This window comes from Salinisphaera sp. T31B1 (assembly GCF_040361275.1).
In the GTDB taxonomy this organism is placed as follows: Bacteria; Pseudomonadota; Gammaproteobacteria; order Nevskiales; family Salinisphaeraceae; genus Salinisphaera.
The window spans coordinates 226,815-249,489 of record NZ_APNH01000005.1 but is presented as its reverse complement, the minus strand read 5'-3'; the positions used below and the strand labels follow the sequence as shown (position 1 = coordinate 249,489).

Annotated in this window: 2 protein-coding genes; both read right to left on the bottom strand. The window is 67.9% G+C overall.

The window, feature by feature from the left end; genetic code table 11:
• Positions 1-39: 39 nt before the first annotated feature.
• Positions 40-1,851: a TolC family protein gene (locus tag T31B1_RS17890; RefSeq protein ID WP_353250902.1), complete on the bottom strand. Its 1,812-nt coding sequence runs from the start codon at positions 1,849-1,851 to the stop codon at positions 40-42.
• Between the two features lie 78 nt (positions 1,852-1,929).
• The gene (locus T31B1_RS17885; RefSeq protein ID WP_353250901.1) at positions 1,930-22,662 is read right to left on the bottom strand and encodes an Ig-like domain-containing protein; all 20,733 of its coding nucleotides are present in this window, start codon (positions 22,660-22,662) and stop codon (positions 1,930-1,932) included.
• Positions 22,663-22,675: the final 13 nt, after the last annotated feature.

Below are 22,675 nucleotides of genomic sequence, written 5' to 3'. Positions count from 1 at the left end.
CCATGCTGGCCACGGTGTGGCCTCGCAGCTGCACCCGAATCAAGAGTTCTGCCAGCCCGGGCGCAACACGAACCGGTCGTTGGCGTAGATGCCCTTGTCGTTCTCTATATGCATGCGCACGGTGACCGGGCGCGCCGCCGCCGGTTCGTTGACCGTAAAGGTGCGCGTGGCCGGGTCAAAGTCGAGCCAGCTCGGCAGACCGCTGCCCTGGTCGGTCGAGAACCGGTAGTGCCGCGCACCGGCAAGCGCAAACGTGTCCCCGGCAAAGGTGAACGACGGCGCCTGACCCGGGGCGCGTGTCTTCAGCACCGGCTCCTGCTCGGCGATGGGCGTCACGACCACAGCGATTCCGCCGTCCTCCCAGGCCTGCTTTCGATCGCCGATCCGGGCAGCGAACTCGGCCGGTGTTTGCGACGGCGTGGTCGGGTACAGATCCAGGCCGATACTCTGATAGACACGCGCCGTCGCGTTCTGGATTCTGGCGTATGCCAGATCGCGCCGCAGTTCGGCGACCAGTGCGTTGAGCTGCTCCTTGATGACGGTCAGCTGTCCGACGCCGCCGGCGCTGGACTGACGATCCACCAGCTCGGAGATATTGCGGGATACGCCGAGATACTGTTCGGCCGTATCGAGGGTGTCCTGGGACGCCTGGTACTGCAATGCAGCCAGATGCACCTGGGTGAGCACAGCCAACGAGGCCGCCAGCCGCTGCTGACGCGCGACGTCGACGCTCATCTTGGCGGCGTTGCGCTTGGCGTTGACCTTGAACACATTGAGCAGATCGTAGCTCACCGCGGCACCGGCGCTGGTCCAGTCCTGATAGCGCAGGAAATCGTTGCTGTCATGCTGGTAGCCGGCGGTCAGGCTCAGATCCGGGAACATCTGTAGAAACGCGGCCTTGACGTCGTCGCGGGCGATGCGTTCGCGGTAGTCGGCGGTACGGATCTCCGGTCGCATGATCAGCGCCGTCTGCTCCATCGTATCCATATCCAGCCGCGGCTCGGCTGCGGGGAAGTCGCCGCTGTCGTAGTCAGGCAGATTCAGCGGCGTGGTCGGCGGGAGGCCCATCAGGCTGGCAAGCGTTTCGCGCGCACCGACGAGCTCGCTGCGCAGGCTCTCCAGGCTGCGCTTGACGTCCAGCAGGCTGCGCTCGAAGGAGAAGTTGTTCAACGGATCCGACAGCCGGTTGCGTGAGATCTCGCGGCTGTTGGCCAGCGCGTCGTCCACGCGCTTCATGAGCGGATCGATCTTGCCGAGCAGCCGATTCGCGGACACGGTCTTCCAGTAGGCGGTGCGCACCTCCTGGGCCAGGTTGTGCATGACCTTGCGCTCGTCCTCGACCGATATCAGATACTGGTTGGCCTGCTGCTTGGCCCGCACGTAGGACAAGCCGAAATCGAGCACGCTCCAGGAAAAATCGATGCCGTAGGTATAACGACTCTTCTCCTGACCGACGCTGTACTGGGACGGCCCGAGGTTGTCCAGCGGCTCGCCGCCGACGAACGGCACGCTTTCGGTGGCGGCATACTGGCTGCGCGTCGTGTAACCGGCCTGCGCGGTCAACGATGGCAGCATGTCGTAGTTGGCGGCCGACAGCTCGCCCCGCGCAAGCGCCGCCTGCATGGCCTTGACCCGCCGGTCGAGGTTGTACATCAACGCACGCGCAATAGCCTTGTCGGGCGTAAGTTCGCCGGATAGCGGCGGCTCGTGATCGTCCAGCTGCATCATGTTATCGCGCGAGCGATCGAGCACCTCGCCGCGATCCAGCGGCTCGGGCGAGACCGCACAGCCGCCCAGAATCACCACGGCCATGGCTGCTCCCAGGCAGCGAACGTGGAATCGATCAATCATGTGAATCCCCAATACCCTTAGTAGTCCCTGATCTGTTCCGATACGGCGTGTCCGTATAGCCGGCGCCCTGTACAGCCACTACGAACGGAACGCGGCCGCGATGCGCGCGCCGTAGGAAGCACGCCCACCGTCGCCGATATCGGCAAGCGCCGCGTCCGCTTCGTCCGCGAGAGATCGCCACGCACTGCGCCCCGCGTCCGACGGGTTCGAGATATCGATCTCGAGTACACGGGTCGTGCCGTCGGTCCCCTCGGCGATGACCCGCAGGTTCAACTGCTGGCGCGGCGCCGGCCATTCGCCGCGTATATCGCCCGTGCGCTCGTCGACGGTCAGACCGGGCGGTAGCGGCGACCCGTCGGCCAGGCTGGCGCTATAGCCTGCGCCGGCGCCGGCCTGCGGATCGGCGATATCGATCGCCAAGCGACCGGCGCGTGCGGTGATCGACTGGACCGCCATTCGATTGCCCGCACTATCGTCGGACACCATGCGCGCGGTGCCGTCGCGATGGATGACGAACTCGGAGCGCCGATAGGCGTCGGTCCGCACCGCGTCGTGGGCGGTAGCGGCTGTCGGTGACGGCAGAATGTGACCGTCGGCATCGACCCATACCTCCTGGGTCCGCGTGTTGCCGTTATCGTCCACCGCGATCACCGTCAGACGCGCCTGGCTCATGCCGTCCGGCAGACGGCCGCTGAGTTCGCCGGTCTGCGAATTGACGGTGAGCGTACCGGGCAGCGGGCTGCCGTCGGTCTGTGTCGCCTGGAAACGCAGATTGACCGCCTCCACCCCGGACGCTTCGAATTCGCGCGGCAATCCAAAGCCGAAATCGACCTCGCGAAGGAGTCCATCCGATACGATCGGCTCGTAGGCCAGACGCGTGTCGATATCCGGCGCAAGACCGGCGAAACGTGCCGTGACCAGCGATGGCGACTGGCCGGCCGACTGCCCGAGGCCCGGGATCGTGCCCGGCTCGTCGGAGAAGTACACCGCCGGCGGCGAGACCCCGAGTGTGAAGCTCGAGCTCAGCTGAGTGCCGCGGGCCGACGTCACCGTCACGACGATATCGAAATCGCCGATACCGATCGGGTTGCCGCTGATTACGCCGGTCTGCGGATCGATGCTCAACCCCTGCGGCAGACCGGTCGCGCCGTAGCGCAGCGGGCCGGCCAGACCGGCGTTGTCGAACGCACTGGCGGTATCGGCCCGAAAGCCGGCACCAAAGGCCACGTCGCGGTCCGGTAAGGTGCCGACGGCATCAACCGCGCCGTCCACGGTGACCGTTACGGTCTGGGTATCGAAGCCACCCTGGCCATCGCTGACCTGATAGCTGATCGTGGTGGTACGGCTCTGGCCTTCGCCCAGGTCGTCGAAGTCGGCGCCCGGGTCGAATGTGTAGCTGCCGTCGGCGTCGATCGTGAACGTGCCGCCGTTGCGGCCCGCGGTCGGTTGCCCGACGTTGGCCGCATTACCACCAACCTGGCTGACGGTGAGATCGTCGCTGTCGTTACCACCGTCGCGATCGTTGGCGAGCACGTTGCCGGTCGCCGGCGTGTTCTCGCCGGTGGTGGCGGTGTCCGGGCTAGCCGTCGGGGCGACGTTCGCGGGCGTCAGGGTGAACTGGTTGGTGACCGTGCCGCCGTTGCCGTCGCTCGCGGTGACCGTGACGGTGTACGGGCCGTTGGCAGAGGCATCCGCGCCGAGCGTGCCGGTGATCAGACCCGTATCCGGGTCGATCGACAAGCCGGCCGGCAGACCCGCTGCAGAATAGGTGAGCGTGTCGCCTTCGGCGTCGGTAAAGGCGTCCCCGGCGGCAATCGAGACCGTATCGCCATCGTTTGCCGTCTGGTCGGGCGTCGGCCGGACTACGGTCGGCGCGTCGTTGGCACCGGTCACGGTGACCGTCACGGTCTGGGTGTCGACACCGCCCTGGCCGTCGCTGACCTGGTAGCTGATCGTGCTGGTACGGGTCTGGCCCGCGCCGAGATCGTCGAAGTCCGCACCCGGGTCGAAGGTGTAACTGCCGTCGGCGGCGATCGTGAACGTGCCGCCGTTGCTGCCGGCCGTCGCTTGCCCGACGTTGGCGCCGGCGCCGCCGACCTGGGACACCGTCAGCGTGTCGCTATCGTTGCCGCCGTCGCGGTCGTTGGCCAGCACGTTGCCCGTGGTCGGTGTGTTTTCACCGGCGGTCGCTGCATCGGGGGCCGCCACCGGCGCACGGTTGGCCGCCGCGATCGTGAAACGGTCGACCGCGGTCCGGCCGTTGCCGTCGTTGGCGGTCACGGTGATCGTATACGGGCCGTTCACCGACGCGTCCGGCCCGAGCGTGCCGGTGATCAGACCCGTGTCCGGGTCGATCGTCAAACCGGCGGGCAGGCCGGTCGCAGTGAAGCTCAGGTCGTCGCCTTCGGCGTCGCGGAACGCATCGCCGGCCGCGATCGAGAGCGTATCGCCGTCGTCGGCGCTCCGATCGGGGGTGGGTCGGGCCACGGTCGGCGCATCGTTGGTGCCGGTGACGGTCACGGTGACGGTTTCGGTGTCGAAGCCGCCCTGGCCGTCGCTGACTCGGTAGCTGATCGTGCTGGTACGCGTCTGGCCCGCGCCGAGATCGTCGAAGTCGGTGCCCGGGGCGAACGTGTAGCTGCCGTCGGCGGCGATCGTGAACGTGCCGCCGTTGCTGCCGGCCGTCGATTGCCCGACGTTGGCGCCGGCGCCGCCGACCTGGGTCACCGTCAACGTATCGCTATCGTTGCCGCCGTCGCGGTCGTTGGCCAGCACGTTGCCGGTGGCCGGCGTGTTCTCGCCGGTCACGGCACTGTCCGGCCGTGCCACGGGTGCGACATTGGCGGGCGTGAGCGCAAAGCGGTCGGTCACCGTGCCGCCGTTGCCGTCATTGGCGGTAATGGTGACCGTGTACGGGCCGTTCGCGGAGGCGTCCGGACCGAGCCGGCCCGTGATCAGCCCGGTACGCGGATCGATCGACAGCCCCGGGGGCAGTCCGGCGGCCGTATAGGTGAGCGTATCGCGGTCCGCGTCGGCGAACGCCTCGCCGGCCCGAATCACCACGCGGTCGCCGTCGTTGGCCGTCTGGTCCGGGGTCGGCCGGGCGACGGTGGGCGCGTCGTTGGCGCCGTTGACCACGACTACCAGCCGACCGAGCGCGGTACCGCCATTGTCGTCGTCGATTCGATAGGTGACGGTGGTCGTCGCGCTCTGGCCTTCGCGCAAGCCGGCAAAGTCACCGTTCGGGTCAAAGGTATAACTGCCGTCGGGCCCGATCGTGAACAGGCCGCCCTTATCGCCGGCTACCGCACGGCCGATATTGCCGGCCGCCCCGTCGACGGCGATCAGCGTGATGCCGTCGCCGTCCGGATCGCTGTCGTTGGCGAGCACGCCGTTACCGCTGGCCGCGGAAACCGTAATCGACCGACCCTGCGTAGTCGACGCCAGATCGTCGTTGGCGATCGGCGGATCGTTGCTGATCGACCAGTCGAAGGCCTGGCTGACCGTGCCACCCTGGCCATCGTTGGCCGTGATCACGACGCGGTAGATACCACCGTCGCCGCCCTGTGAGGCACTGGGCGTCAGGCGACCGCTGATCACGCCGGTATCGGGGTCGATCGACAGCCCCGGCGGCAGGTTGGTCGCGCTGTAGGTCAACGTATCGCGGTCGACGTCGGTAAAGCCCCCGGCCGTACCGACAACCACATCCTGGCTGTCGCGCCCGGCGCGATCGGCCAGCGGCGTGTCGCTGACGACCGGCGCATCGTTGGCGCCCGTGACCGTGACCGTGAGCGTCGCGGTATCGAAGCCGCCCTGTCCGTCGCTCACCTGATAGCTGATCGTGGTGGTACGGGCCTGGCCGACCGGCAGATCGTCGAAGTCCGCACCCGGTTCGAAGGTGTAGCTGCCGTTAGCGTTGACGGTGAACGAACCGCCATTGCTGCCCCGTGTGGGCGTACCGACGGCGGCCGCGTTGCCGCCGACCTGCGAGACGGTCAGCGGATCGCTGTCGTTGCCGCCGTCGATGTCGTTGGCCAGCACGTTGCCGGTCGCCGGCGTGTTTTCGCCGGTGGTCACGCGGTCGGGCGCGGCCAGCGGCGGCTGGTTGGCCGGCGTCAGTTCGAAGGTGCTGGTCGCCTGGCCGCCATTGCCGTCGTCGGCCGTGACCCTGATGGTATACGGTCCGTTGGCCGAGGCGGCCGCGGTGAGCGTGCCGCTGATCAGGCCGGTATCCGCATCGATGCGCAGGCCTTCGGGCAGATTGTCGGCCGTGAAGGTCAGCGTGTCGCCCTCGGGATCCCTGAAGGCTTCGCCCGCCGCGATGGACACTGGATCGCCGTCGCGTGCGGTCTGATCCGGCGTCGGACGCGCGACCATGGGCGCATCGTTGGCGCCGGTCACGGTCACGGTCACGGTTTCGGTATCGAAGCCGCCCTGGCCATCGCTGACCTGATAGCTGATCGTGGTGGTACGGCTCTGGCCTTCGCCCAGGTCGTCGAAGTCGGCGCCCGGGTCGAATGTGTAGCTGCCGTCGGCGTCGATCGTGAACGTGCCGCCGTTGCGGCCCGCGGTCGGTTGCCCGACGTTGGCCGCATTACCACCAACCTGGCTGACGGTGAGATCGTCGCTGTCGTTACCACCGTCGCGATCGTTGGCGAGCACGTTGCCGGTCGCCGGCGTGTTCTCGCCGGTGGTGGCGGTGTCCGGGCTAGCCGTCGGGGCGACGTTCGCGGGCGTCAGGGTGAACTGGTTGGTGACCGTGCCGCCGTTGCCGTCGCTCGCGGTGACCGTGACGGTGTACGGGCCGTTGGCAGAGGCATCCGCGCCGAGCGTGCCGGTGATCAGACCCGTATCCGGGTCGATCGACAAGCCGGCCGGCAGACCCGCTGCAGAATAGGTGAGCGTGTCGCCTTCGGCGTCGGTAAAGGCGTCCCCGGCGGCAATCGAGACCGTATCGCCATCGTTTGCCGTCTGGTCGGGCGTCGGCCGGACTACGGTCGGCGCGTCGTTGGCACCGGTCACGGTGACCGTCACGGTCTGGGTGTCGACACCGCCCTGGCCGTCGCTGACCTGGTAGCTGATCGTGCTGGTACGGGTCTGGCCCGCGCCGAGATCGTCGAAGTCGGCGCCGGGATCGAACGTGTAGCTGCCGTCGGCGGCGATCGTGAACGTGCCGCCGTTGCTGCCGGCCGTCGCTTGCCCGACGTTGGCGCCGGCGCCGCCGACCTGGGACACCGTCAGCGTGTCGCTATCGTTGCCGCCGTCGCGGTCGTTGGTCAGCACGTTGCCCGTGGTCGGTGTGTTTTCGGTCGCATCGGCGGAATCGGCCGCAGCCACCGGGGCCATGTTGTCGGCGGTCAACGTGAAGCGGTTTTCGACCGTACCGCCCTGGCCGTCGTCGGCCGTGACCGTGATGATGTACGGGCCATCCTGCGAGGCATTCGCACCGAGCGTACCCGTGATAAGCCCCGTATCGGGATCGATCGTCAAGCCGTCCGGCAGGCCGGTCGCGGTATAGCTCAGCTCGCCGTTGTCGGCGTCGGCGAACGCGCTGCCGGCGGCGATCGCCACCGCGTCGCCGTCGCTGGCGCGCTGCGGGGCGGTGGGTTGTGCGACCACCGGTGCGTCGTTGACCCCGGTGACCGTGACGGCCACGGTCTCGGTATCGAAACCGCCCTGGCCGTCGCTGACCTGGTAGCGGATCGTCGTCGTGCGGCTTTCGCCGGCATTCAGATCATCGAAGTCGGTGCCCGGGTCGAAGCTGTAGCCGCCGCTCGCGCCGATGGTGAACGACCCGCCGTTGCTGCCGGCCGTCGGTCGGCCGACGTTGGCGGCATCGCCGCCGACCTCGCTGACGGTGAGGGCGTCGCGGTCGTTGCCGCCGTCGATGTCGTTGGCGAGCACGTTGCCGGTCGCCGGCGTGTTTTCATCGGTCGTTGCCGTGTCGGCGGCGGCCACGGGCGCCACGTTGGTCGCCGTGATCGTGAACCGCTGGCTGACGGCGGCGCCGTCATCGTCGGTCGCGGTGACGGTGATCGCGAATGGGCCATTGATCGATGCGTTGGCATCGAGCGTGCCGGTGATCCGGCCCGTATCCGGATCGATGGTCAGCCCGGCGGGCAGACCATCGGCGGTGAAGGCCAGTGCGTCGCCCTCGACGTCGATGAAGGCATCGCCCGCGGCGATCGAGACGGCATCCCCGTCGGCCAGGTTCTGATCGGGCGTCGGATCGACCACCGCAGGCGCATCATTGGTACCGGTGACCGTGACGGTCACGGTCTGGGTATCGGTGCCGCCCTGCCCGTCGCTGACCTGATACGCGATCGTTGTGGTGCGGGTATCCCCCGCCCCCAGATCGTCGAAATCGGTACCGGGCTGGAACAGATAGCTGCCGTCGGCGTTGATCGTGAACGTGCCGCCGTTGCCGCCGGCCACCGCCTGGCCCACGTTGGCCGCGTCGCCGTCAACCTGGGCCACGACCAGCGTATCGCCGTCGTTGCCGCCGTCGGTATCGTTGGCGAGCACCGACCCGAATGCCGGACTGTTCTCCTCGGTGGTGTTGGTATCGGCCCGGGCCACGGGCGCGACGTTGGTCGCCAAGATGACGAACGTATCGCTGGTCGTGCCCCCGTTGCCGTCGTCGGCGGTCACGGTCACGCTGAACGGCCCGTTGGCAGAGGCGTCGGAACCCAGCGTGCCGGTGATCCGGCCCGTGCCGGCATCGATCGACAGCCCGTCCGGCAGACCGGTGGCACTGAACACCAGTCGGTCGCTGGCATCGGCGTCGGCAAAGGCAGCGCCCGCGGCGATCGACAACGTATCGCCGTCGCGCGCGCTCTGGTCGGGCGTGGCCTGGACGACGGTCGGCGCATCGTTGCGGCCGTCGACGGTGACCGTCAACGTGGCGGTATCGAACCCGCCCTGGCCGTCGCTGACCTGGTAATCGACCGACGTGCTGCGGCTTTCGCCGACAGCGAGATCCTCGAAATCGACGCCCGGTTCGAACGTGTAGCTGCCGTCGGCGTTGACCGTAAATGCCCCGCCGTTACGCCCCGCAACGGGCGTGCCGACGGCCGCGCCGTCGCCGCCGACCTGAGAAACGACCAGCGTATCGCGGTCGTTGCCACCGTCGACGTCGTTGGCCAGCACGTTGCCGGTGGCCGGGGTGTTCTCGCTCGTGCTCGCACTGTCGGCCATCGCAGCGGGCGCCACGTTGGTCGCGTTCAGAATGAACGTATCGCTGACCGTGCCGCCGTTGCCGTCATCGGCGGTGACCGTGATCTCGAACGGGCCGTTGGCCGAGGCGTCGGGGCCGAGCATGCCGGTGATCAGGCCGGTGTCGGGGTCGATCGACAAACCGGCCGGCAGGCCGTCGGCGCTATAGGACAGATCGTCGCCCTCGGCGTCCGAGAATGCATTGCCCGCGGCGATCGAGACCGTATCGCCGTCGCGTGCCGTCTGGTCCGGCATCGGGCCGGTGACCACCGGCGCGTCGTTGCCGCCGGTGACGGTCACGGTGAGTGTGGCCGTGGCGGTACCCCCCTGGCCGTCACTGACCTGATAGATGACCAGGGAATCGCGTGTCTGGCCATTGCCGAGATCGGCGAAATCGACGCCGGGGTCAAAGCGGTAGTTGCCGTTGGCATCGACGGTGAACGTGCCGCCGTTGCTGCCGGCGACCGAGATGCCCACACCGGCGGCATCGCCGCCGACCGCGGACACGGTCAGGAGATCGGTATCGGCACTGCCGTCGCGGTCGTTGGCCAGCACATTGCCGGTGACCGGGTCGCGTTCGGTGGTACTGGCAGCATCGTCGCCGGCCACCGGTACCACGTTGGCTGCCGTGATCGTGAACGTATCGGTCACCAGGCCGCCGTTGCCGTCGTCGGCAGTGACTGTCACGGAGAACGGGCCGTTCTGCGACGCGTTCGGACCCAGCGTGCCGCTGATCAGCCCGGTATCGGGGTCGATCGAAAGCCCGGCCGGCAGACCATCGGCGGTATAGCGGAGCGTGTCGCTGACATCGGCGTCGGCGAAGGCGGCACCGGCAGCGATCGACAGCGTGTCGCCGTCGCGCGCGGTCTGGTCGGGCGTACCCTGTGCCACCGTCGGTGCATCGTTGGCCCCCATCACGAGCACGGTGATCGACGCGGTCGCGGTGCCACCCTGGCCGTCGCTGACCTGATAGCTGACGGTGGTCGTCCGGCTCTCGCCAACGGCCAGATCGTCGAAATCGGTCCCGGGATCGAAACGGTAGTCGCCGTTCGCCGCCACCGTGAACAGACCGCCGTTGTTGCCGGCCGTCGGCTGGCCCACGCTGTCGGCATCGCCGGCGACCTGGGACACCACGAGCATGTCGGTGTCGTCGCCGCCGTCGGTGTCGTTGGCCAGCGCGTTGCCGGTGACCGGGTCGTTCTCGGCGGTTTCGGCGTTGTCGGCGGTGGCCACAGGGGCCACGTTCGCCACGGCCAACTGGAACGAATCGCTGACCGTGCCGCCGTTGCCGTCGTCGGCGGTGACCGTCACACTGAACGGGCCGTTTTGCGAGGCGTCCGGGCCGAGCATGCCGGTGATCAGGCCCGTATCCGGGTCGATCGTCAGGCCATTCGGCAGCCCTTGTGCGCTGTAGGTCAGCTGATCAGCAGCGTCGCGATCGGCGAACGCCGCCGCCGCGTCGATGCTGACCGTGTCGCCGTCGCGCGCGCTCTGGTCCGGCGTCGGTGTCGCGACCGTGGGCGCATCGTTGGTGCCGGTGACCGTGACGGTCAGGGTGCTGATATCGAAACCGCCCTGTCCGTCGCTGACCTGATAGGCAATCTGGGTGGTACGGGTCTCGTCGACGGCCAGATCGTCGAAGTCCGCGCCGGGCTCGAAGGTATAGCTGCCGTCGGCCTGGAGTGTGAACGAACCGCCATTGCTGCCGGCCACGGCGACGCCGACATTGGCATCGCTGCCCTCGACCTGCGAGACGGTCAGCGTGTCGCGATCGTTGCCGCCGTCGACATCGTTGGCGAGCACGCCGGCGATCGCGTCGGCCGATACCGGCGTGTTCTCGTCGGTCGCGGCGGTGTCGGGGGCCGCGACCGGCGCCGGATTGGCCACGCGCCAGGTGAATACGGTGCTGACCTGGGCGCCGGAAGGATCGGTCGCGGACACGGTCACGGTATAGGGCCCGCCGAGTGACGCATCCGCGCTGATGGTGCCGCTGATCCGTCCGGTGTCCGGATCCAGGGTCAGGCCGGGCGGCAGCGTGTTGTTGTCGTTGGCGTCGAGCGCGCTGTAGGTGAGTCGGTCGCTCGCGTCGGCATCGCTGAAGACATCGGCCACCGAAATCGATACGGCATCGCCGTCACGATCGGACAGATCGGGCAGCGGCGTGACCACGACGGGCGCATCGTTGCCGCCGGTGACGGTCACGACCAGCCGCGACATCGCGGTACCGCCCTGGCCGTCGCTGATCTGGTAGGTCACCGCGGTCTCGCGGCTTTCGCCCACGGCCAGGTCATCGAAGGCGTTGCCGGGATCGAAACGGTAGCTTCCGTCGGGATTGATCGTGAATTGGCCGCCTCCGGATCCGGTGATGCCCTGGCCGACGTTGGCGGCCGCGCCGCCAACGCTCGACACGGTCAGGGTATCGGTGTCGCGGTTGCCGTCGGTGTCGTTGGCCAGCACGCCGTTGGCCGCGGCACGATCGATGGCGGTGTTCTCGGTCGTGCTCGCCGTGTCGAGCGCCGCGATCGGCGCGGGGTTCGCGATGGTCCAGCTGAAGGTGTCGCTGACCGTCGCTCCGGCGGAATCACGTACGGTCACGATCACGCTGTAGCTGCCGTTGTCACCACCCTGGGAGGCGTCCGGGCTCAGACGGCCCGAGATCTGCCCGGTCGCGCTGTCGATGGTCACCCCGTCGGGCAGACCCGTCGCGCTGTAGGTCAGCGCATCGTTGCTGTCGAGGTCGGCGAAGGCATCGGCGGTGGCGATATTGACGGCGTCGCCGTCGTTGGCCGCGAGGTCCGGCAGCGGGCTGTCGACCGTCGGGGCATCGTTGGTGCCGGTGACGGTGACCGTCAGGCGCGCGCTGTCGAAACCGCCTTGACCGTCGCTGATCCGGTAGGTCACGCCGGTGACCGCGGTCTCGCCGGCCGCCAGGCCGTCGAAGTCGGTGCCGGGCGCGAACGTATAGTCGCCGTCGGCATCGAGCGTGAACGTACCGCCCAGATCGCCGGGGACCGTGGCCGGCTGGCCGGGTGCCACGGCGCTGCCGTCGACATCGACGACGGTCAGCGGATCGGTATCGGGGCCGCCGTCGCGATCCGCGCCGGGCCCGACGAGCACGTTGCCACTGGCCGACTGGTTTTCGGTTACCGCCGCACTATCGTCGACCGCGTTCGGCGCGACGTTGGCCACCGACCAGGTGAATGCGGTGCTGACGGCCGTGCCCGCCGCGTCGGTGGCGGTGATGGTGACCGTATACACGCCATCGGCGTTCGGCCCGCCCTGGGAGGCGTCGGCGGTGAGCGAGCCGGTGATGCGGCCGGTCGCGGCATCGATCGACAGGCCCGGCGGCAGCGTACTGCCGCCCGCGCCGTCGTCCGCGCTGAAAGTGAGCGTGTCGTTGTCGTCCACGTCGTCGAACGCCGCGGCCGTGGGAATGGACACGGCCTCGCCGTCGTTGTTGGACTGGTCGACCAGCCCGTCGCCGACCACCGTCGGCGGGTCGTTGACGCCGGTGACGGTGACGGTCAGTCGGGCCTCGTCGGTGCCGCCCTGGCCGTCGCTGATCTGGTAGACGACGCTGGTGGTCGCCTGCTCGCCGGCGGCGAGTCCGTCGAAGCCCGTGCCCGGATCGAATACGTAGCTGCCGTCGGCGGCGATCGTGAACGTCCCGCCGTTGTCGCCGGCGGTGGCCGTACCAATGTCGACGGCCAAGCCGTTGACGCTCGACACGGTCAGGGGATCGGTATCGTTGCCGCCGTCGCGATCGGCGCCCGTACCGTCGGCCGCACCGGCGATGACGTTACCGCTGGCGGTGTCGCCCACAGTCACGGCCGCGGTGTCGTTGACCGCGACCGGTACCCGGTTGGTCACCGTCCAGGTGAAGGCCGTGTCCACGCTGGCAGTGCCGTCGTTCACACTCACGACCACGCTGTAGCGGCCATCGCCGTCGGGGCCGCCGGCGGAAGCGGCAGCATCGATACGCCCGCTGATCACCCCGGTCGCGGAGTCGACGGACAACCCGGGCGGCAGGTTGCTCGCACTGAAGGTCAGCGTGTCGTTGCGGTCGACGTCGACGAAGCTGCCGGCCGTGGGCACGGTCACGGTATCGCCGTCACCGCTGGCCAGCGGCTGCAGCGCGCGCACCACGGTGGGCGCATCGTTGGCGCCGGTCACGGTCACGGTCAGGCGCGCGGTATCCGAAGCGCCCTGTTCGTCGGCGATCTGGTAGGTCACCGAGGTGCTGGCCTGGTCGCCGGCCGACAGATAATCGAAGTCGGCACCCGGGTCGAAGCTGTAGCTGCCGTCTTCGTTGATGACGAACACGCCACCATTGCCACCGGCGATCTCGTTGCCGACATTCGCCATGGCGCCCGCCACGCCGATCACCTCGATACCGCCGCCGTCGGCGTCGATATCGTTGGCGGTCACGCCGTTGGCGGCATCGACTGCCAGCGGCTGGTTCTCGCCGGTCTGGTTGATATCGTCGGTGGCCACGACCGGCTGGTTGTTGATCGTCCAGTCGAAGCGACTCTGCACCTGAGCGGTGCCGTCGCTGGCGGTGACGGTCACCGTATACACGCCGTCGTTGTTCGGCCCGCCACCCGCGGCGTTCGGGTCGACCATGCCGCTGATGATGCCGGTCGCCGGATCGATGGTCAGCCCCTCGGGCAGACCCGTGGCGCTGTAGGTCAGCGTATCGTTGGCATCGACATCGTTGAAGGCGCCCACGGTCGGCACCGAAACGACTTCCGAATTGTTGCTGCTCAGGTCGGCCAGCCCGCCGCCCACGACCACGGGCGCATCGTTGGTGCCCGTGACGGTGACGACAAGGCGCGCCGTGTCGGTACCGCCCTGGCCGTCGCTGACCTGATAAGTCACCGACGTCATGCGCGTTTCACCGTCGCCGAGATCGTCGAAATCGGTGCCGGGCTCGAAGGTGTAGCTGCCGTCGGCGTTGATCGTGAACGCACCACCGTTGCCGCCGGCTACCGCGTTGCCGACACCGCCGGCCCGACCGTCCACCTGATCGACCACGAGCGGATCGGTATCGTTGGCCCCGTCGCGATCGTTGCCGAGCACGTTACCGCTGGCCGGCGTGTTCTCGCCGGTGCTGGCGGTATCGTCGCCCGCCACGGGACGGCGGTTGGCGATGTTCCAGGCGAACGTGTCGCTGACGCTGCCGCCGCGGCCATCGCTGGCGGTGACGACGACGTTGTACTGGCCGCCAGCGTTCTGGGACGCCGATCGGTCGATGATGCCCGAGATGACGCCGGTCTGCGTGTTCAGGCTCAGCCCGGGCGGCAGGCCGGTCGCACTGTAGGTGAGCGTATCGTTGGTATCCGGGTCGCGGAAGGCACCGGCGGTCGGCACGGATACGCTGTCGCCGTCGTTGGCGGCGAGATCGCCCAGCGGCGTGCGCACGATCGGGGCGTCGTTGGTGCCGGTGACGGTGACGGTGAGCGTGGCGGTGTCAGTGCCGCCCTGACCGTCGCTGACCTGATAGGTCACCGAGGTCGTTGCCGTCTGGCCTTCGGCGAGACGGTCGAAATCGCCGTTGCCGCTGAAGCTGTAGCTGCCGTCGGCGTTGACGATGAACACACCGCCGTTGCTGCCGCCGACCGCTGCGCTGACGTTGCCGGCCGCGGCATTCACCTGCGCGACGGTCAGCGTATCGCTGTCGGCGCCGCCGTCGGTGTCGTTGGCAATCACGTTGCCGCTGATCGCGGCCGCGTTTTCGGTGGTCGCGGCGCCGTCGTCGTTGGCGATCGGCGGCCGGTTGGTCACCGCCCAGTCGAACGTGCTCGTCGCCGTACCACCGTTGCCGTCGTCCGCGGTGACGGTGATCGTATACACGCCGTCGGCCCCGCCCTGCGAGGCATCCGCGGAGAGCGTACCCGATATCACGCCCGTTGCAGGATCGAGCGTCAGGCCCGGCGGCAGCTGGTCGACGGAAAAGCTCAGGTTGTCGTTGGCGTCGACATCGGTGAACGCACCGGCAGTGGGTACGGATACGGTCTCGCCGTCGCCGTTGGCAAGATCCTGCAACGGGCTGTCCACCTGCGGCGCGTCGTTGATGCCGGTCACGGTGACGGTCAGGCGCGCCGTGTCGAGCCCGCCCTGTCCGTCGCTGACTTGATAGATCACCGACGTCGTCGCGCTCTCGCCCGCGGACAGATACTGGAAATCCGCGCCCGGGTCGAAGTCGTACGAGCCGTCGGCGTTCAGATTAAACGTGCCGCCGTTGCTGCCGACGACATCGCCGCCCACGTTGGCGGCCGTATTGTTCACCGAAGTCACGGTGAGCGGGTCGTTATCCGGATCGAGGTCGTTGGCGAGTACCCCGGTCGCGGCATCGCGGCTCACGGCCGTATCTTCGGTGGTGGTCGCGGCATCGTCGACACCGTTGACCGGCAGATTGACAATGGTCCAGTCGAAGCTCGTGCTTGCCGTGCCGCCCTGGCCGTCGTCGATCGATACGGTGACGGTATAACGCCCGTTGTCGCCGCGCTGCGAGGCATCAGCGGCGAACTGGCCGGTGATCACGCCCGTGGCCGGGTCGATGGACAGCCCGGGCGGCAGACCGGTGGCATCAAAGCTCGGCGTGTCGTTGACGTCGGCGTCGCTGAAATAACCGGCCGTCGGCAGATTGACGCTCTGGCCATCGCTGCCGGCCTGATCCGGCACCGGTTGCGCCACCGGCACATCGTTGGTTCCGGTGACCGTCAGTGTAAGCACGCTGGTATCGGTGCCGCCCTGGCCGTCGCTGACCTGGTAGATCACGCGGGTGGTGGCGGTCTCGCCGGCCGCGAGATAATCGAAGTCGGTGCCGGGGTCGAACACGTAGCTGCCGTCGCCGGCGATCGTGAATGCACCACCGGCATCGCCGGCGGTCGCCAGCCCGACAGCGGCCGGATCGCCGTTGACATGGTTGACGGTGAGCGTATCGGTATCGTCGCCGCCGTCGACATCGTTAGCCAGCACGTTGCCGGTGGTGATGGCGTTCTCGGTCGTCGTGGCGCTGTCGGTGCCGGCCACCGGCGCGGGGTTGGCGACCGCCCAGGTGAAGATCGACTCGGCCTGTTTGCCGGCGCCATCGGTGGCAACAACGCTCACGCGATAGGGCGCGCCCTGCGAAGCATCGGGGCTGAGTCGGCCGCTGATCTGGCCGGTCGCCGCATCGATCGACAGGCCGGGCGGCAGGTTCGCCGCCGAATAGGTCAGCGTATCGTTACCGTCGACATCAAGAAAGCTGCCCGCGGTCGCCAGCGAAACCGTGTCGCCGTCGCTGCTGGCCTGGTTGTCCAGCGGTGTGGCGACGATGGGCGCATCGTTCGCGCCCACCACGGTGACGGTGAGCGTGGTGGTGTCGCGCCCGCCCTGGCCGTCGCTGACCGTGTAGCTGATCTGCGAGGTGCGTGATTCGTCAGCGGCGAGATCGTCGAAATCGGTACCCGGATCGAAGGTGTAGCTGCCGTCCGCGGCCACCGTGAACGTACCGCCGCTGCTGCCGGCGACCGGCTGTCCGACGTTGCCCGCCGCGCCCTCGACCTGACCGACGGTCAGCGTGTCGCGGTCGTTGCCGCCGTCGATGTCGTTGGCCAGCACGTTGCCGACGGAGGCCGTGTTCTCGCCGGTCGTGGCCGTGTCGGCACCGGCGGTCGGCGCGACGTTCCGGCTGGTAATCGAAAACGTATCGCTGACCACGCCACCGTTGCCATCCCGCGCGGTCACCACGACCTCGTACGGGCCCAGTACCGAGGCATCGGACGGCAGATTGCCGGTGATCTGGCCGGTATTGGCGTCGATCGACAGGCCGGCGGGCAGCCCGGCCGCGCTATAGGTCAGCGTATCGCCGTCGACGTCGCTGAACGCGCCGGCGGTGGCGATGGTGATCGTATCGCCGTCCTGGCCGCTGCGATCCGGCAACGGCGCGGTGACGACCGGCGCATCGTTGACCGGCGTCACGGCGACCGTCACCGTGGCCGTTTCGGTGTTGTTGGCCGTGGCCACCGTGTAATTGAAGCTCGTATCGCCGTTGAAGTTCTGTGTCGGCGTGAACTGCAGCCGTCCGTCGGCGAGCAGACGTACGCTGCCGTTGGACACCGTCACTGCGCTGCCGCCGGCGGTGATCGCCGTGCCGTTGATCGCGCTGACGGACGCGTTCGGATTCTCGAAGCTGTCGTTGGCCAGCACGTCGATGATCGCGGACGTGTCCTCGGCCGTGGTCGCGCGGTCGTCGACGATGTCGGCCACGTGCGTATAACTGATCTGCAGCGTATCGATATCGCTCGGGCCCTGCGCGCCGCCGCTGTTGCTGCGGACGGTGAGGCTGGCGTTGCCGATATAATCGCCCGGAGACGGCGCGAGCTGGGCGCCTTCAAGCGCTGCGTTGACGTTGGCCAGGCTGCCGGTGAAGGTCATGGCCGCGTCGGCAACGCCGTCGCCGGCGGCGAAACTCAGGCCGGTGGTGCGGCTGAGCGTGACCAGCCCCTGGCTCGCCGTCAGGCTGACCGTGACCGTATCGCTGTCGATATCCTGAACGGTGATCGGGTTGCCGTTGGCCTGCGCAAAGGTGATCACGCTGTCTTCCGGCACCACCTGACTGGGCGGCAGGTTGTTTTGCGGCGCATCGTCGACCGCGTTGACCAATACCTCGACAGCAGCCGTTTCCGTAACGCCGCCGGAGGCCACCGTGTAGTTGAAGCTGGCGTTGCCGTTGAAGTTGGCCGCCGGGCTGAACTGCAGCTGGCCGTTGGCGAGCAGCCGCACGGACCCGTTGGTCACCGCCACCGCACCGCCGCCGACGGTGATCGCCGTGCCGTTGATGGCCGTGATGGTCGGATTGGCACCTTCGAAGCTGTCGTTCGCCAGCGCGTCGATCGTGACCGGCGTGTCCTCGTTGGTCGTGGCCGTGTCGGCGACGATATCGGCGACCGGGGTGACGTTGATCGCCACGGTGTCGGTATCGGACGCACTCGTGAGCTGGGCGCTGCCGTTGTAGTCGGCGCTCGGCACGAACGTCGCGCCGGCCAGCGCGGCGTTGATATTCGCCAGACTGCCCCGGAAGGTCATGCTGGCATCGGCGCTGCCGTCGCCGCTGGTGAACGTCAGGCCGGTCGTGCGCGATAGATTGAACACGCCGTTGGTCACGCTCAGCGTCACGGTCTGGCTGTCGCCGTCGACGTCGGTCACCGATAAGACATTGCCGTTGGCCGCCGAGAACGTGAGCGTGGCGTCCTCGGCCACCGTCTGCGTGCCGGGGACCGTGTTCACCGGCGCATCGTTGACCGGATTGACGGTCACGGTGACGGCCGCGGTTTCGGTCACACCGCCCGAGCTGACCGTGTAATTGAAGCCCGCCGCGCCGTTGTAGTTGGCGTTCGGGGTGAACGTCAGCGTCTTGTCGGCGTTCAGACGCACGACGCCGTTGGTCACGGCCACGCTGTTGCCGGCGGTGATGGACGTGCCGTTGATAGCCGTGATCTGCGGGTTGTTGCCTTCGAAGCTGTCGTTGGCCAGGACGTTGATCGTGACCGGGCTGTCTTCGTTGGTCGTGGCCGTATCGGCCGCGATATCGGTGACTGGCGTGACGTTGATCGCCACGGTGTCGGTATCGCTTGCCGCGCCGTCGTTGCTGGTCAGCGTGAGCTGGGCGCTGCCGTTGTAGTCGGCGCTCGGCACGAACGTGGTGCCGGCCAATGCGGCGTTGATGTTCGCCACGCTGCCGGAAAACGTCATCGCGGCGTCGGCCGTCCCGTCGCCGTTGGTGAACGTCAGACCCGTGGTCCGCGACAGGCTGATCGCGCCGTTGGTGGCGCTCAGGGTGACGGTCAGCACGTCGTTGTCGACATCATTAACCGACAGGGCATTGCCGTTGGCCGCCGAGAACGTGAGCGTGGCGTCCTCGGCCACGGTCTGGGCGCCGGGCACGCCGTTGACGGGCGCGTCGTTGACCGGCGTCACGGTGATGTCGAGCGTCGATGTGGTCTGGCCGTTACTCGCTGCCGCCGTGTAGGTCACACGCGGCACGGTGCCGTTGAAGTTCGCGGCGGGCACGAAGGTGTAGCTGCCGTCGGCACGGATCGTGAGCGCGCCGACGCCGGCGATGGCCGCGGTGCCGCCGTTGGTGGCGTCCACCGTGAACGTCTGGCCGTTGACCGTGAAGCTGCGTACCGACAGCGCCTGGTTGTTCGAGCGCGTGTCGTTGGCGAGCAGGCCGTTGGCCGCGTTGCGATCCAGCGTGGTGTCTTCGTTGGTGGTGGCCGTGTCCGCGGCCGCATTCGGGCGCTGGTTGTCACGGAAATCGAGATCCGCGGCACGCGCGACGGCATCGTTGCCGGTCCGGTTGGGCACCGCTTCGTTGGCGTTGGTGTCCTGATCGCTGTCGGGCAGCGTGAAGCGCGTATAGGCGCCGGCCGCACCGCCGGCATCGCCGGCGATTTCGTCGTCGTTGACGTCGTAGCCGCTGACCGTATCGAAGGCGTTGTCCAGCCCGTCGCCGTCGCTGTCGGCGCCGGTGAGCGTGGTGGTCGGGTTGCCGGCTTCGGCGATGTCCAGCATGCCGTCGTTGTCGCTGTCGGTATCGCGATAGTCGGCGATGCCGTCGCTGTCGGTATCCACCGGCGTCAGGCCGATGCCGCCCGCCGCGCCGAGGGCGCCGGGGTCGTAGTTGTCGTCCAGGCCGTCGCCATTGGCATCGATGAATGCCGACGTGCCGCCGCGGCCCGACGGCGCCTTGTAACCGGCGGTGGTCTGGGCTTCGACGTTATCGGTGATGCCGTCGTTGTCGGAGTCGATATCCAGATAGTCGGGCTTGCCGTCGCCGTCGGTGTCGCGCGCCTGCGGCTGGGCTTCAAGGATGAACCCCACGCCATCGGCCGCCGCGCCGGTCGAACGAATGGTGAACGAACTGACAAGACCGTTGACACGCAGCGAACCCGCGGCGGTGCCGGTTGCGTCCTCCCGGGTCGAACTGGCGACCCACCCATTGGCCGCGGCCGTGCCGTCGCCGCTATCCTTCACGCTGGTCGATGTGGCGCCGAAGTCGTTCGTGCCCGCCAACTGCGACCAGGTCAGGCCATTGAGCAGCGTGAACGTTTGTGAGGTCTGGACTCCAAGACCGGATCGGCCGCCGATCCGATCCATGTGCAGGATCGGGTTGCGGACCTGGATGGCGTTACCGCTAGTGTCTTCGAACGAGAACGTGATGGTGTCGTTGTTGTCGAACAACGTCGCCAGGCTGGCATCGCCGGACTGGTCTCCGCTCCAGAAACCGTTGCCGTTCGCGTTGAAGCTGTCCTGGCTGAATGCATCGGTGCCGATGCCTGTGGCACGAATCACCACGCCATTGCCGAGATTCATGACCGCGCTGGTGCCCTGGACTGTCCAGGTACCGGTCTGGGCAACCGGGGCGTAGCCCTCGTCGACGTCGCGGATGCCGTCGTTGTCGTCGTCGATATCGATGTTGTTGGCCACGCCGTCGCGGTCGTTATCGATGAGCGTGGTCACCGTAGCCGTGGAGATACGCCCGGCGCTGTCGCGAATCGTGTAATTGAACGATTCGGTGCCGTCGAAGCCGGTATTCGGGGTATAGACGAAATCCCCGGCCGCGGTCAGGCGCACGCTGCCGTTGGCCAGGGCGACCGCCGACCCGCCGGCGGTGATGGCGGTACCGTTGACCTGGGTAACGGTCGCGTTTCCGGCGCCGGCGCTGTCGTTGGCCTGCGGATTGAAGGTGACGGGCGTGTTCTGATTCGTGGCGACACGATCGTCCTGGGCGACCGGCAGCTGCACGGTGACCGGGTCGGCGTAGCGGATCGTGTTCGCGTTCGGGGTACCGGTCTCGAAGTTCTCGAACAGCAACGAGGTGAACCGCTCTCCGCCGTTGACGCCGGCGCGGTAGGTGAACGACGTCGTGTCGCGATAACCGGCCGAGACGATATAGCGCGTATCGCCTCGCGAGGTCGGCGCCACGCCCGGACCGTTGCCGCGGATATCGAGATTGTTCTGCGCGTCGACCGTCAGGCTGACGACCGTATTTCGCTCGGTCGTGTAGTTGCTGGCACGCTGGAACTGAATGCTCTCGGTCGTGGAGTCCACGTCCAGCGCGTTGGCATTGAAGCTGACCACGCGCGCGTTATTGGTGCCGCTGTCGACGAATCGGAAGGAAAATTGCACGAAGGCACTGGCCGACCCGCCGGATACGGTCGGCGAGAAGGCCTTGGCGATGCCATTCGCGCTGTTATCGTCGAAGGTGACCAGCGTGGCATTGGAAATCTGGTCGATGGTGACCAGCGCATCGACGCCCGTGGCGACGTTGGTGAACCGATAGACCGCGCCGACGCTGTTGGCCGTGCCGCTGACCAGCGTGGCGTTGCCGGAAAAATCCAGGCTGATCGGATCCGCCAGGCGGCCGCCCCACGCCGCGGCGTCGAGCGCATGGGTCTCGATATCGCCGATATGGGTTTCCAGATTCCAGTCGCCGCCGAGATCCGCGGCGCCGGTGTCGTCGACCGAGCCGGCCACATCCGCGCCGGTGGCCTCGGCCAGCTGACGTGCCACCTCGGTGCCGGCCTCGCTACCGGTGAAGTCGCAGCCGTAGATCAGCAGATCGCCATCGGCGGTCATGGCTGAGCCGATGGCAGCGAACGCGTCGGCATAACGGCCCTCGATCGACTCGGCGTCGACGCTCGCCGAGCCGAGGCTGAACTGGCCGTCGCCGCCGTGCGATAGCACGTGCACGGCCGATACGTCGTGCCGGCCGTGCAGATAGTCGGCCATCTGGGTCACGCCGTCGCGCGCGCCGTCGATGACCACCACGGTGGTCTGGTCGGCGTCCAGCGTGTCGATCAGACCCTGGTAGTCGTGCACGTTGCTGTCCACGAAGACCACGCTCGAGCCGGCGCGCAACGCTACGTCGGCGTTGATGGCGTCCACATCGGCACGGCTCGGCTCACCGGGTGCATTCAGTTCGATGTCGATGCCGTCCGGCGCGTCGGGATGAGCCCAGTGCGATTCCACGAGCGCATCGCGCGCCTCGGACTGCAGGCCGGATTCGTCGAACAACAGGACATGACCCTCGCCCTGGGCTTCGATGACGGGCGTGATCCCATGCTCGCCCTGGGCGTCGAAACGGCTTGCGCCGAGCGACAGATCGCTGCCATCGCCGCGAGCCACTACCGCTACCGTGTCATAGGGCGCGTGCTGGGCAAGCTGGTCGGCCACATCGGCCATGCTGCCCTGCGAACGGTCGATGAGATAGACGTCGACATCTGCCCGGTTCTCGAGCGCCCGGACCGTATCCTGTGCGTCGCGCGCGGCCTCGGAATCGATGAATACCGCGCTGCGGCCGTCGGCATCGTCGCGCGCCGTGCGACTGGCCTCGAGTGCCTTGACGATCGGCGACTGCGACACATTGACGCCCTTAGCCGCCTGGCTGGCGTCATGGGCCTGACCGTGGTCGGACGGCGCTGCGTCCTGGTGCCCGGCATAAGCCTGGTCGGTGGCCGTATCCATTGCGGTGCCGGCCGCGGCCCCGTCGTACAGCAGACGAGGTTCGAGTGCGCGGATGAAGGGGGCCCGGGGGGTCTTACTCATCTGTCGAGGTCGG

Coding starts and splice junctions, on each gene's coding strand:
- T31B1_RS17890 (WP_353250902.1), bottom strand. CDS start 1,851: ATGATTGATCGATTCCACGTTCGCTGCCTGGGAGCAGCCATGGCCGTG.
- T31B1_RS17885 (WP_353250901.1), bottom strand. CDS start 22,662: ATGAGTAAGACCCCCCGGGCCCCCTTCATCCGCGCACTCGAACCTCGT.